Raw genomic sequence first — 12636 nt, 5'->3', positions numbered from 1 at the left:
CGGAGCGGCCCGCGGCGGTCTACTCGACCGGCGACAGCCGCCCGGCGCGCGCCACGACCTCGCCCTCGCGGTCGACCACGAGCACCTCGGCCTCGACCGCGGCCCCTCTGAGCTGCTCCTGCACGACCCGCAGCGCGTCCGCGGCGACGCTGTCGGCGAGCGGCACGCCGGCGTCGCGCGTGAGCTGGAAGGCATGGAGGGCCGTGTTCGCCGAGCGGATCGAGGCGACGAGCGCGTCGTCGGCTCCGGCCGCGCGGGCAGCCTCGGCGAGGCGGTCGAGGTCGACCTGCGAGCGGGCCGAGTGCAGGTCGAGATGGCCGGCGGCGAGCTTCGACAGCTTCGCGAAGCCGCCCGCGAGCGTCAGGCGCGGGACCGGATTGCGCGCCAGGTGCTTGAGCGTCGCGCCGGCGAAGTCGCCCATGTCGAGCAGAGCGGAGCCGGGCAGGTCGTAGAGGCGCTGCGCGGCGCGCTCGGAGGTGTCGCCGGTGGCGGCGATCGCGTGCGGCTGTCTCGTTGCGCGCGCGACGTCGATGCCGTGGCGGATCGACGCGATCCAGGCCGAGCACGAGTAGGGGATCACCACACCGGTCGTGCCGAGGATCGACAGCCCGCCGACGATCCCGAGCCGGCCATTCCAGGTTCTCTTCGCGATCTCCTCGCCGCCCTCGACGCCGATCTCGACGATCGCGTCGCCCGCGACGCCGTGAAGCTCGGCCAGTTCCGCGACGACCGCGCGCATCAGTCTGCGCGGGACCGGGTTGATCGCAGGCTCGCCGACGGCGAGCTGCAGTCCGGGCAGGGTCACCGTCCCGACGCCCGCGCCGGCGCGGAAGACGACGCCCGAACCCGGCTCCCCATGCCGAACGGTCGCCAGCACGAGCGCGCCGTGCGTCACGTCGGGATCGTCGCCGGCGTCCTTGATCACGCCGGCGGTGGCGGAGGAACCACCGAATCGCTCGACCGCGAGCGCGAACCCCGGCTCCTGCCCGCCCGGAAGCCTGATTGCGACCGGATCGGGGAACTCCCCGCCGGTCAGGAGGGCGTGGTAGGCGGCTTTGGTCGCCGCCGTCGCACAGGCGCCGGTGGTCCAGCCACGTCGCAGTGCAGATGCCTCAGAACTCATGCTGCACCGGGCGATACGCAGACGACTCTAACGCTCGACCTGAGGGTCAGACCGTGCCGATTCTGATCCTCGGAGGGACTGGCGAGGCGCGCGAACTGGCGGCGGCGCTGCATCGCGACAACGTAGCGGCGATCTCGTCGCTCGCGGGTCGGGTCGCGCGGCCGCGGCTGCCCGTCGGGGAGGTGCGGATCGGCGGATTCGGGGGTCCCGAGAAGCTGGCCGAGTGGCTCGGCGAGGAGCGGATCGACGCGATCGTCGATGCGACCCATCCGTTCGCGGAGCGGATCTCGGCGAGCGCGGCGCAGGCGAGCGCTCGCGTGGGCGTGCCGCTCCTGCGGCTGGAGCGGTCCGGCTGGAGCGCGCGCGACGGCGACCGCTGGAGCTGGGCCGACGACCTCGACGGCGCCGCGGCGCTGATCCCGCCAGGAGCCCGCGTGCTGCTGACGACCGGGCGCCAGGGCCTGCCGGCGTTCGCGAGCGTCGAGGACGCGTTCTTCCTCGTGCGCTGCGTCGACCCGCCCGATCCGCCGCTGCCGTCCCATCACGAGCTGCTGCTCGACCGCGGTCCCTACACGCTCGCCGGCGAGCTGGAGCTGATCGACGCCCACCGGCTCGACCTCGTCGTGACGAAGGACAGCGGCGGCGCGCTGACCGAGGCGAAGCTCGACGCCGCACGCGAGCGCGGCCTGCCCGTGATCGTCGTCCGCCGTCCGGCGCGGGTGGCGGGCAGCGCCGTGGTCGCGAGCGTGGACGAAGCGGTTGCGTGGGTCCGCGCGCGTCTCGCTCACCCCGGGTAGCTGCGCGGGGTGTAGACGCGGGTCGGGCCGGTGCCGTTGCCGTCGCCGAAGACGCGCGTCTGGGAGGAGCCGACGAGCAGCAGCGTGCGCATGTCGACGGCCTCCGCGTCGAAGTCGCCGAGCGTCGTGATCGTGATCGTCTCGGTCGGCGCGCCGACGGCTCTCGCGAGCACCACGACCGTCTCCGGCGCGCGGTGGCGCAGCAGGACCGCGCGCGCGTCGTCGAGCTGCGACGGCCGCGTCTTCGAGCGCGGGTTGTAGATCGCCAGCGCGAGGTCGGCCGAGCCGATCGCGTCGAGCCGGCGCTCGATCACCTCCCACGGCTTCAGCACGTCCGACAGCGACAGCACGCAGAAGTCGTGGCCCAGCGGCGCGCCGACGCGCGACGCGGCCGCCTGCATCGCCGACAGGCCGGGCACCACGCGGACGCCCACGCCATGGAACTCCGCGCCGCCCGCTTCCAGCTGCTCCATCACGGCGGCGGCCATCGCGAAGATGCCGGGATCGCCGGAGGAGACGACCGCGACGCGTCTGCCGGCGGCCGCCAGCTCCAGCGCGTGCCGCGCGCGCTCGGCCTCGACGCGGTTGTCGGTCGCGTGGCGGTTCTGCCCGACGCGACCGGGAACGCGGTCGACATAGGTCTTGTAGCCGACCAGCTCACCCGCCGCGGCCAGCTCGGCGCGCGCTTCGGGCGTGAGCCACTCCGAGCCGCCCGGGCCGAGGCCGACGACGGCGACGGAGCCGCGCCGCGAGGACGCCGCGGCGGATCCGCTCGCCCCGGCGGGCGCGGTCTCGTCAGCCGCGTTGCCGCCAGCCGCCTCGACGTTCGCCGCGGCCCCCGCCACGCCAGGCGCCGTCGCCTCGTGCACCTGCGCCGTCGGCACCAGCACCAACGACATGTACGGCACTCTGCCCTCCACGTCGTGCAGCGCCTCGATCCGCTGCTCGGGCGCGCTCGCGCGCTCGACGTAGACGGCGCGGTCGCCGACGCCGGCCTGCTCGGCCGCCTCCTGCACCTTCGGGAAGGTCCGCCCGAGCTTCATCACGACGGCCGCGTCGGCGCTCGCCAAGCGCTCCGCGAGCTGCTCCTGCGGCAGCGTCCCCGGCAGCGCCATGAAGATGTCCTCGCGCTTGACCAGCGGCGTTCCGGCGGCCGCTGCGGCGGCGCTGAACGCGGTCACGGCGGGGATCACGGTCGTCTCGTAGCTGGGCGCGAGACGCTCGTGGAAGTACATGTAGGAGCCATAGAAGAACGGGTCGCCCTCGCACAGGATCGCGACGTCGCGACCGGCGTCGAGATGGACCGCGAGCTCCGCCGACGCGTCGTCGTAGAACTCGAACAGCGCTGCCTCGTAACCGCCCGGGTGCGAGGTCAGCTCCGTCGTGACGGGGAACTTCAGCAGCACCTCGAGGTGGTCGGCGCGCAGATACGGCGCCGCGATCCGGCGCGCGACGGACTTGCCGTGGCGCGCGCTCGGGTAGGCGATCACGTCGGCGTCGTGGATCGCGCGCGTCGCCTTGAGCGTCAGCAGCTCGGGATCGCCGGGACCGACGCCGACGCCGAACAGGCGGCCTCTGGGCTGCGGCTCGCCCGCCGCGTCGCCGCCGCGGGAAGCCTCGCCGGACGAAATCGGGTCACTCATCGCCGCCACCTACTCCTGCTCGCTCGCGAGCGCGTTGACGGCTCCGCAGGCGATCGCGCTGCCGCCGCGGCGGCCGTGCACGACGACGTGCTCCAGCGCGGACGGGTGCTCGGCCAGCGCCACCTTCGACTCGGCCGCGCCGACGAAGCCGACCGGCACGCCGACCACCGCCGCCGGTCGCGGCGCGCCGTCCTCGATCATCTCCAGCAGGCGGAAGAGCGACGTGGGCGCGTTGCCGATCACGACGAGCGCGCCCTCCAGGCGGTCGCGCCACTGCTCCATCGCCGCGGCGCTGCGCGTCGTCCCCAGCGTTCTCGCCAGCTCCGGCACGCCCGGCTCGTTGAGCGTGCAGACGACCTCGTTGTCGGCCGGCAGCCGTCTGCGCGTGACGCCGGAGGCGACCATCATCGTGTCGCAGAGGATCGGCGCGCCGGCCTGCAGCGCGGCGACGGCGGCCGCGCCGAAGCCGGGCGAGGCGGCGACGTCTCTGCGCAGGTCGACCATCCCGCAGCTGTGGATCATCCGCACGACGGTGCGCGCGAGAATCGGCTCGAGCCCGTCGAGATCGGCCTCGGCGCGGATGATCGCGAACGAGTTGCGGTAGATCTCCGCGCCGTCGCGGATGTAGTCGATGCTCATGCGGCAGGTCTCTCGTCCGTCGTTGTCAGCAGTTCGAGCGCGTGCTCGACGTCAGTCGCCTCGCCGCGCGCCACGCCGGCGCGGGTCATCAGGAGCGTGTCGTCCCCCGCCACGATCCCGACCGCCACGTCGCGCTTCATCCCACATCTGCGGGGACAGGCGGACCAGTGCTCGGCGGGCGCCTGCGGGCCACGCTGGGTCGCGCGGACGGCGGCCGCGGCGCGGACGTCGACGAGCGCGCGACGGCACGCGCCGGCGCCGGAGCATGCGGTCAGGCCGCGCCAGCCGGAGTCGGGCGTCGTGACGAGCCCGAGCGCGCGCAGCCCGGCGGCGACGGCGTCGGCACGGTCCGCTTCGATGTCGGGCACGGTGATCGTGCGGGCGGTCGAGAGGCGGGCGTCGTCGAGCCCGTGCGCGACGAGCAGCTCCGACAGCCCGTCGAGCTGCCGCGTGTCGAGCCGCGCCAACGGCGGCAGCGCCGTGATCGCGACGCGGCCGTCGGCCTGGATCAGCGCGCCCGGCGCGAGCAGCGGTCGATCACTGGTCTCCTGGACCAGCGATCGACCGCTGCTCGCGTGCGCGAGCGCGGTCGTGAGCGCCGCGGCGAGTGCGGCTGCACCGTCGGGCAGGTCGGCGACGTGCCAGGCGGTCGGCGCCAGCTCGGCGCGCAGGGTGAGGAACGTGAGGGCAGTGCGCAGCAGGAGCGGGACGGCGTCGCCGGGCTCGACGGTGAGGGTGGTCGGGATGGCGGCAAGGTGGAGGCGGAAGCGGGCGCCGGCGGTCGCGCCGGCCGCGCGGTCGCCGCCACCGGCGTCTCGCGGGTCCGCGCCGGCGCTGCGACCGGGAACGCGGGCGATCGGCTCGGCGACCAACGCCACATCGCTCGCCGCCACGTCCACGAATCCCGCGCCGTCGTCGAGCGCGAAGAGGAAGCGGCCGGGCAGCGCGGCGAGCGCGGGATCGGCGCAGAGCGCGGCGTCGAGCTGCGCGACGAGCGCGTCGGTGGGGAGGAGCGAGCCGTGCGCGGAGGCTGCGGCGACGTCGCCGAGCGAGCCGTGCGCGGATGCGGCGGTGAAATCGCCGAGCGAGCCGTGCGCGGCGCCGAGCGCTCCCGGTACACGCCCCGCCAGCGGGCTCGCCAGCACGTTGCGGACGCGATCATGCGCACGCGACGGGAGCAGCTCCCCGGCCGCCAGCAGCGCGACGAGCGGGGCGGCGGCGTCGGCGGGCAGGCCGCGGACCTGGACGCTGGCACGGGAGGTCAGCTCCGCGAGGCCGTTGCCGAGGCGGGTCGCGTCGGCGAGCGTCGTGAGCGTGCGGCGGGAGAGCCGGCCGCCGGGCACCCGCACGCGGGCCAGCCCGCCGTCACCGGCATCGTGCAGGCGCAGGATGCCGGGACAGCGGTCGACCGCGGGGCGCGCCGTCGCTGCGTCCCCCGCTTGGCCGCTCGCCGTCCCCGGCGCCGTGGCGGCGCCGGGTGCGACGGTGGGGACGATCCCCGTGCGGCTCATGACGACACGCGTCCGACCGGCGCCTCAGGCGCTGGCGGCGACCGTGCTGCGGCGTGCCGCAGCTGGCTCCAGCACACGCTCGGCGAGCGCGCCGAAGCCGAGGCCGATGCCGGCCCACAGCGTCGCGTTGAGGCCGATCGAGGCGATCCGGAAGTGCCACAGCACGTCGGCGGGGAAGCCTCTCGGCGTCTCCTGGACCGATGGCAGGATCAGCTCCGCGACCGCGATCACGGCGACGAACACGAGGCCCGAGACGATCGCGCCGTTCCACGCGCCGAGCGTCGGCGCGAGCTGGCGCCACAGCCGCCAGGCGGCGATCAGCGCGAGCACGGAGATCGCGATCATCGCGACGAACAGCAGCGTGCGTCTGTCGATCGTGTCGGGGTTGCCGACGGTCGGCGGGTTCGCCGGGTACTTCGTCGACGGCACCAGCGTGATCGCCATGAAGGCGCCGAGCGCGAGCAAGGCGGAGGTCGCGCGGGCCTTCAGCGCACCGACGCGGCCGTACGCCCAGGCGAACACGATCGCGAAGATCGAGCCGAGCGCGATGCCCATGATCACCGTGCCGGTGAACAGACCGATCGTGCTCTGCGTGCCGCGGCTGACGACCTCGGGCTCCGCCGGCGCGTTGCTGAGGGCGGCGAGCGCCTCCTCGAAGTCGATCGCCTTGTCGATCTGGGGCTCGCCGAAGATGAGTGCGAAGACGAAGGCCAAGACACCGGCGAGCGCGCCGGCGATCAGGCCCCGCACGAGCAGGGAACGTGCCATGTCAGCGCCTGCCTAGTGGCAGGGGAAGCCGAGCAGGTGGCGCGCGTCGTGCACGAACTCGTGGACGCTCGTGCCGGAGATGATCGAAAGCGCGCCCTCTTCGCTGCCGACGAAGTACACGAGCACGAGCATCAGCACGCTGACGGCGATCGCGTACGGGAGCAGCTCCCGCGGCGAGACGACTGGAGCGGGGATTCGAGTGGATCCTCGTTCGACGGTCATGTCAGACATGCTGTACCTCCTCGGGATCACGCGTCCCGTCGTGGATTGGCGCGTGCCGGAGAAGTGTCTGGCTGACGAACGACGCTTCGTTCGATCACAGTGGCGCGACCGCGCCGGTATCTCACCGGCTTCCTCGCACCGCCACGCGTCCGCGGGATCATAGCCGCCCCGGTGGCGGAGGGGAACCAGCAGAAGCGACGGGTTTCGGAAGCCTGCTTCTCGCGCGCGCGGGCGCGCGCGAGAAGCCGCTGCGCGCGCCCTCAGGCGCGGATCGTCATGCGCGCGACGCGCTCGCCCTCGACGCGGAAGGCGAAGTGGCTCGGCCCGTTGAAGCCCTTGCCGCCGACCTCGGCGGTCACGATCGTCTCGTCGCCCTGGCGCTCGACCGCGGTGACCGCGAGCGAGACCTCGACGCCGATGAACTCGCCGTCGCTCCAGCCTCTGATCGCGTCGGCGCCGTGGAACTCGCGGCCCCAGTCGTCGACGACGCCGTCGGCGGTGAAGGCCGCGAGGAACGCGTCGAGGTCGTTCGCGTTGGCGGCGTCGAGCAGCGTCACGACCGGCTGTGGGATCGGGCCGGTCATCGGACGATGCGCGCAGGTCGGGAGGCGGACGGCATGGGATCGCTCCTGGGTCGTGGAGGAGATACTGCATCGCATTGTCCATCACCGGCGGGCGGAGGCGAATGGCGACGTATGTGCTGATCCACGGAGCGGGCGACGTCGCCTCGTCGTGGGACCTCGTCGCTGAGGAGCTGCGCGAGCGCGGCCATGACGTCATCGCGGTCGACCTGCCGTGCGACGACCCGGACGCCGGTCTGGCGGAGTACGCGGACGCGGTGGTCGAGGCCGTCGGTGCGGCGGCGGAGGAGGCAGCGACGGCAGCCGCCGCCGCCGCGGGCTCAACAGGCGTGACGGAGTCCTCGAATACGCGCGAGCAGCTCGTCGTCGTCGCGCACTCGCTCGGCGGCTTCACCGCGCCGCTCGTCTGCGATCGGATCGGCGCCGACCTGCTCGTGCTCGTGTCGGCGATGATCCCGCTGCCCGGTGAGACGGCCGGCGAGTGGTGGACGACGAGCGGCTATATGGCGGCGACGCGTGGGCGGCCGGAGCTGGACGACATCGCGCTCTACCTCCACGACGTGCCGCCGGACCTGGGGGCGGCGGCGCTCGAGCAGTCGCGCGACCAGGCGGGGAAGCCGATGACCGAGCCGTGGCCGCTCGACGCCTGGCCCGACGTGGAGACGCGCTTCCTGCTCTGTCGCGACGATCGCTTCTTCCCGACGGAGTGGATGCGGGGGCTGGTACGCGAGCGGCTCGGGATCGAGCCGGACGAGATCGACGGGAGCCACTGCGTCTACCTGAGCCGCCCGCAGGAACTGGCGCAGCGCCTCGACGCGTTGCGCGACTGACGGAGCCGGCGGGAGCCTCGGCCCGAGCGGCCGCACGAGTCCGTGTGGCGCTGGGCACGGCGTCATCGCACGACGCCGAGCCTCGCCCGCGCCCGTCGCGGCGTCCGTTCGCGCGCGAACGCCCCTCGTCGCGCGCGAACGCCCCTCGTCGCCGCTACGATCGGCGCGCATGGGCGAACCGCTGACAGCCGCGCCGGGGTTGAGAGGCGCGTCGCTGAGCGACGAGCTGGTGAGCGCGATCGAGCACCAGATCCTGTTCGGCGAGATCCCTGTCGGAACATGGCTGCGCCACGGCGCGATCGCGGAGCAGTTCGGCGTCAGCCGCACGCCGGTGCGCGAGGCGCTGCGGATCTTGCAGGCGCGCGGGATCGTCGAGATCGAGCGCAACCGCGGCGCGCGCGTGCGGGGGCCGTCGCCGCGCGACCTGCGCGACCTCGGCGACGTGCGCGCCGAGTTGGAGGGCTACGCCGCGGAGCTGGCGGCCGAGCGGATCCGCGACGGCCAGCTCAGACGGCTGCTGAACGCCTGGCGCGGCTACCACGACGGCGTCACGACGTTCGTCAGAAGGCCTGACAGTCCCCGCGGCCGCGCCGCCGGCGAGCGCTGGGTGCGCGCGAACACCGAGTTTCACGCGATCGTGCAGGAGGCGGCCGGTAACCCCCAGCTGCGCGCGAGCATCGAGGACCTGCACCGGCGGCTGCCGCGCAACATCACCTACTCGGCGCTGTCGGGCGACTCGCGCCTGCTGCTGGACAACGTCGCGCAGCACGAGGCGATCGCCGATGCGATCGCACGGCGCGAGCCGGCAGCGGCGCGCGCGGCGATGGAGCGGCACGTGCGCTCCTCGGCCGAACTGGTCGCGCGCTGGTTCGAGAGCCAGCTCGACGATTCGCGCGCGAGCTGAGAAACAACCGCAAGGAAGCTGTCGTACTTGCGGCATACGACTAGCGTGCAAAGACTGGTGCTGTTTACCATTGATAATGGGGGAGTGCACTAGCAGGATTTTTCATGTGGCGAGACCCTCCAGAGCGCTCACGACATTTGCGGAGAACCTCCGTGCGACGCGTGCTCGCCGCGACCTGACGCAGGAGCAGTTGGCCTACGCGTCGGGCGTCACCGCCGGCGAGGTCAGTCGCATGGAGCGCGGGATCCGCGAGCCGCGCGTGCTGACGCTCGTGAAGCTCGCCGATGCGCTCGAGGTCGGGCCCGCGACGCTGTTGGACGGCATCGGCAGACACGGTTAGGCGCCCCGCGCGGCCGGATCAGGCGCTCCGGCGCGGCGGGTCGTAGATGCGGGCCGCCTTTGCGGTCAGGACCATGATCAGCGCGACGACGCCGGCGGTGAAGGCGAGGCCGCCCCACGGCACGATGCGGTCGCAGCCGACGCCGATCGCGGCGCCCGCGAAGAGCGCGAAGACGACGCCGGCACGGCGCTTCCAGCGGACGGAGTCGCCGCCGGCCAGCTTCGAGGCGGCGGCGAGGTCGTGCAGCGTCATCGTCGCGACGGTCGTGTTGACGTCCTGCACCGCGAGGTGGCGGGCAAGCCCGGTCTGCAGGCCCATCGCCGCGGCGAGCACGAAGCAGACGCTGAAGCGGACCGCCTTGTCGCCGGGGACGTCGGCGACGCCGGCGACGATCGCGAGCCCGATCAGCAGCACCAGTTCGACCGCCAGGCCGCGCGTCACGGTGCGCAGCGGCCAGTGGTCGTGCGCGCGCACGAAGCGGCCGGTCAGGATCGCGCCGGTGACGAAGCCGATGAAGGCGTAGACGTTGCCCGCGACGTCGTGGATGCTCGTCGCGACGCCGACGCCCAGCAGCGCCATGTTGCCGGACATGTTCGCGGTGAAGACGTGGTCGAGCGAGAAGTAGCTGACGGCGTCGACCGCGCCGGTCGCCAGCGTGAGGCCGAGCAGGAGGAGCACGTGGGCATCTCTCTCCGAGAGCCGTCGCGGTCCCGTCGCATCCGACAGGGCGGTGGAAGACATGCAGGAAGCATAAAGAAGAATGCAAAGACGCATGGATTGGATGCAATCTGCCGGGATCGAGATGCGCGGCGGGCGATGCGGGCGGTGCGGTGCGGACGGTGCGGTGCGGGCGGTGCGGTGCGGGCGGTGCGGTGCGGGCGGTGCGGTGCGGGCGGTGCGGTGCCGGCGGTGCGGTGCGCGCGGTGCGGTGCCGGCGGTGCGCTCGCGCTTGGACATTTGGCGATGGGCGCGGGTGCTGCGTCGTGGCAGGCTGGCCGCCCGATGCACGACGCTTCCGGCACGATCGCCGTCGACCGTCTCGACCGCCAGCTGATCCACGCGCTGGGGGTCGACGGGCGTGCGTCGTTCAGGCGGCTCGCGGACGTGTTGGAGACGTCGGAGCACACGGTCGCGCGGCGCTACCGGCGGCTGCGCGACGCGGGCGTGATCCGCGTGATCGCGCAGACGACCGCGCTCGCGGGCGTGCGCTCGCGCGTGCTGCGGATCCAGGTGCGACCGTCGGCGGCGATGCCGCTCGCGGCCGCGCTCGCCAAGCGCCAGGACACCTCGTGGATCAACCTCGTCGCGGGCGGCTCCGAGATCTCCTGTCGCCTGCGCGCGCTGCCGGGGACCGAGCACGATCTGCTGCTGGGCTCGCTGCCGCGCTCCAGCCAGGTGCTCGGTCTCGCCGCGCATTCCGTGCTGCACGAGTTCAGCCGCGACACGGGCGCGCGCTGGAGCGGCTTCGGCGACCCGCTCGATCCCGAGCAGCTGCGGCGGCTGCGCGTCGCGCGGGCCTCCGCCGACCACGCACCGCAGCGCTCGCTGCCGCTCCTGACCGCCTCCGACGAGCCGCTGCTGCGACGGCTGGCCGTGCAGGGGCGGACGACGTATGCGGAGCTGGCGCACGTCACGGCGCGGCCGGAGGCGCAGGTCGCGCGGCGGGTCGAGTCGCTGTTCGCGGCCCGGCTGCTGCGGACCGAGCTGGAGATCGCCGGCGACATGCTCGGCCACCGCACCTCCGCGCAGCTGTGGATCGCGGTGCCGCCGGCGGCGATCGAGCTGGTCGGGCGGGAGCTGATCGGCCATCCGGAGATCGCGTTCGCGGCCGCGGTCACCGGTCCGGCGCCGCTGGTGGCGCTCGTGCGCTGCCGCGACACCGACCACCTGTACCGCTATCTGACCGAGCGGATCGGCGCGCTGCCGCAGATCAGCAGTGTCGAGACGTCGCCGATCCTGCGGCGCGTCAAGCAGCACGGCATCGCGATCGAGGGCGAACGCCTCGCGCTCGCGCCGCTGGCGATGTGACTGGCGCGCGCGCCGCCTCGGGTCCGCTCTCTCAGCACGCCGCGCGGCACCCAACCGGGAGGGGGGAGACACGCAGGTCCGCGCGACGGATATCACGACCACCGTCGCGCTTGTGCCGTGTGCCCGGCCGCGCGATCCCTTCAGGAGAACCGATGACCGAGCAGATGGACTTCGAGCTACTGCGCACGTTCGTCGCGGTCGCCCGCGCCGGCAGCGTCAACCTCGCAGCGACCGAGCTGCACATGTCGCAGGCGAGCGTCTCGCGTCAGGTGCAGCGGCTGGAGGCCGCGATCGGGACCGACCTGTTCGTGCGCCGCGGCGGCCGCGCGCTCGTGCCGACGGCGGCCGGCCGGCGGATCCTCGATCCGTGCATGCAACTGCTCGACGACGGCGAACGCCAATGGAGCCGGCTGCGCGCGCTCGCCGGCAACGACGGCAGACGGCTCGTCGTCGGCTTGGGACCCGGGATCGCGCTGCTGCCCGCGGTGACCGGCGCGATCGCCAGCTTCGGCCGACGCCACCCGCAGGTCGAGGCGCAGCTCGTCGAGCACGGCAACAGCGCGACGGCGCTGCACGAGCTGCTCGACGGCACGCTCGACATAGCGGTCGTCGCGCTGCGCGACGAACGCGAGCTTGCGGACGAGATCGAGACGGTTGCGATCTCCGCGCTGACGCTGCAGGTGCTGGTCCGCGACGACCACCGGCTCGCCGCGCGCGGGTGCCTCACGCTCGCCGACATCCGCCAGGAGACGTTCGTCTTCCTCGACGGCTCTGACGGCCTCGAACTGTTCTCCGAGGTCGCCGCGAGCGCGGAGCTGAAGCCGCAGATCGCGCACCGCTGCGAGCAGCTGCTGACGCTGTTGACGCTGCTGTCGGCGGGCGACGCGATCGGCATCCTGCTCGGCACCGCCGCAACCGCTGCGGGTGCGCTCGAAGGGCCGCTGGCCACGCGCTTGCGCACGATCCCGCTCGACGTGGCACACCCGCCGGTGACGCTGTCGGTCTGCTGGAACGCGGCCCGTCCGCCCGTCGCGGTCGCGCACGAAGTCGTGCAGATCGCACGCGAGGTCGCAGCCGAACAGGCCGTCGTGCCTGGCGCAGCGCAACTCTGAATTCCAGGCCAATTCACGAAGCGCGCTGCCCACCCGTTGATCCGCATGGCGCGTCCGCACTCTTACCTATGGGACTGAAGATGTCCTGCCGATAGGGAGGGGGGAAACGCGGCCCCCCGCACGACGGCAGGGCAGCAG

At 73.3% G+C, this 12636-nt stretch carries 14 protein-coding genes and 1 riboswitch; of the genes, 6 read left to right on the top strand and 8 right to left on the bottom strand.

Annotated features, from left to right (window positions below; all coding sequences use genetic code 11):
- Positions 1 to 19: 19 nt before the first annotated feature.
- Complete coding sequence (locus Q7L65_RS24575; protein WP_304725493.1) at positions 20 to 1123, bottom strand: cobalt-precorrin-5B (C(1))-methyltransferase; 1104 nt, start codon at positions 1121 to 1123, stop codon at positions 20 to 22.
- A gap of 53 nt (positions 1124 to 1176) precedes the next feature.
- Here Q7L65_RS24575 and Q7L65_RS24570 point away from each other — a divergent pair, with 53 nt between their 5' ends.
- Positions 1177 to 1920, top strand: a complete 744-nt coding sequence (locus Q7L65_RS24570) for a cobalt-precorrin-6A reductase (protein ID WP_304725489.1) — start codon at positions 1177 to 1179, stop codon at positions 1918 to 1920.
- Here the strand turns inward: Q7L65_RS24570 and Q7L65_RS24565 are convergent.
- The 6 genes from Q7L65_RS24565 to Q7L65_RS24540 all read right to left on the bottom strand — a co-directional run bounded on the left by Q7L65_RS24565 (position 1908) and on the right by Q7L65_RS24540 (position 7287).
- Positions 1908 to 3563, bottom strand: coding sequence for a precorrin-2 C(20)-methyltransferase (locus Q7L65_RS24565; RefSeq protein WP_304725486.1), 1656 nt, complete (start codon positions 3561 to 3563; stop codon positions 1908 to 1910). The genes Q7L65_RS24570 and Q7L65_RS24565 overlap by 13 nt on opposite strands.
- Positions 3564 to 3572: 9 nt before the next feature.
- Positions 3573 to 4202, bottom strand: a complete 630-nt coding sequence (locus Q7L65_RS24560) for a precorrin-8X methylmutase (RefSeq protein ID WP_304725484.1) — start codon at positions 4200 to 4202, stop codon at positions 3573 to 3575.
- Positions 4199 to 5713, bottom strand: coding sequence for a hypothetical protein (locus Q7L65_RS24555; RefSeq protein ID WP_304725482.1), 1515 nt, complete (start codon positions 5711 to 5713; stop codon positions 4199 to 4201). Before Q7L65_RS24555 ends, Q7L65_RS24560 begins: the two co-directional genes overlap by 4 nt.
- 24 nt (positions 5714 to 5737) lie before the next feature.
- Positions 5738 to 6481, bottom strand: coding sequence for a CbtA family protein (locus tag Q7L65_RS24550; protein ID WP_304725480.1), 744 nt, complete (start codon positions 6479 to 6481; stop codon positions 5738 to 5740).
- Positions 6482 to 6493: 12 nt separating this feature from the next.
- A complete protein-coding gene (locus Q7L65_RS24545) occupies positions 6494 to 6712 on the bottom strand; it encodes a CbtB domain-containing protein (protein WP_304725478.1) in 219 nt (72 codons plus the stop codon).
- A gap of 54 nt (positions 6713 to 6766) precedes the next feature.
- A riboswitch (cobalamin riboswitch) is annotated at positions 6767 to 6836 on the bottom strand.
- 127 nt (positions 6837 to 6963) lie between these two features.
- Positions 6964 to 7287, bottom strand: coding sequence for a nuclear transport factor 2 family protein (locus Q7L65_RS24540; protein WP_304725476.1), 324 nt, complete (start codon positions 7285 to 7287; stop codon positions 6964 to 6966).
- Between the two features lie 101 nt (positions 7288 to 7388).
- Between Q7L65_RS24540 and Q7L65_RS24535 the strand changes: the two genes are divergently transcribed.
- The 3 genes from Q7L65_RS24535 (at position 7389) to Q7L65_RS24525 (ending at position 9358) form a co-directional block, all read left to right on the top strand.
- On the top strand, positions 7389 to 8114 hold the full coding sequence (locus tag Q7L65_RS24535; RefSeq protein ID WP_304725473.1) for an alpha/beta hydrolase: 726 nt from the start codon (positions 7389 to 7391) through the stop codon (positions 8112 to 8114).
- Between the two features lie 169 nt (positions 8115 to 8283).
- A complete protein-coding gene (locus tag Q7L65_RS24530) occupies positions 8284 to 9018 on the top strand; it encodes a GntR family transcriptional regulator (protein WP_304725471.1) in 735 nt (244 codons plus the stop codon).
- 106 nt (positions 9019 to 9124) lie between these two features.
- Positions 9125 to 9358 carry a helix-turn-helix domain-containing protein gene (locus tag Q7L65_RS24525; RefSeq protein WP_304725470.1) on the top strand — a complete coding sequence of 78 codons (234 nt, stop codon included), beginning with the start codon at positions 9125 to 9127 and terminating at the stop codon, positions 9356 to 9358.
- A gap of 18 nt (positions 9359 to 9376) precedes the next feature.
- Here Q7L65_RS24525 and Q7L65_RS24520 read toward each other — a convergent pair whose 3' ends face one another.
- Entirely contained in the window at positions 9377 to 10099 is a 723-nt protein-coding gene (locus Q7L65_RS24520) for a YoaK family protein (protein ID WP_304725467.1), read from the bottom strand.
- A gap of 261 nt (positions 10100 to 10360) precedes the next feature.
- On the opposite strand from Q7L65_RS24520, the gene Q7L65_RS24515 reads away from it, so the two are divergent.
- Complete coding sequence (locus Q7L65_RS24515; protein ID WP_304725465.1) at positions 10361 to 11386, top strand: AsnC family transcriptional regulator; 1026 nt, start codon at positions 10361 to 10363, stop codon at positions 11384 to 11386.
- Positions 11387 to 11538: 152 nt separating this feature from the next.
- Positions 11539 to 12498, top strand: a complete 960-nt coding sequence (locus tag Q7L65_RS24510; RefSeq protein WP_304725463.1) for a LysR family transcriptional regulator — start codon at positions 11539 to 11541, stop codon at positions 12496 to 12498.
- Positions 12499 to 12636 lie beyond the last annotated feature (138 nt).

The sequence above is a fragment of the Conexibacter sp. CPCC 206217 genome (genome assembly GCF_030646165.1).
Lineage (GTDB): Bacteria > Actinomycetota > Thermoleophilia > Solirubrobacterales > Solirubrobacteraceae > Conexibacter.
This window is presented reverse-complemented; position numbering and strand designations above follow the sequence as displayed.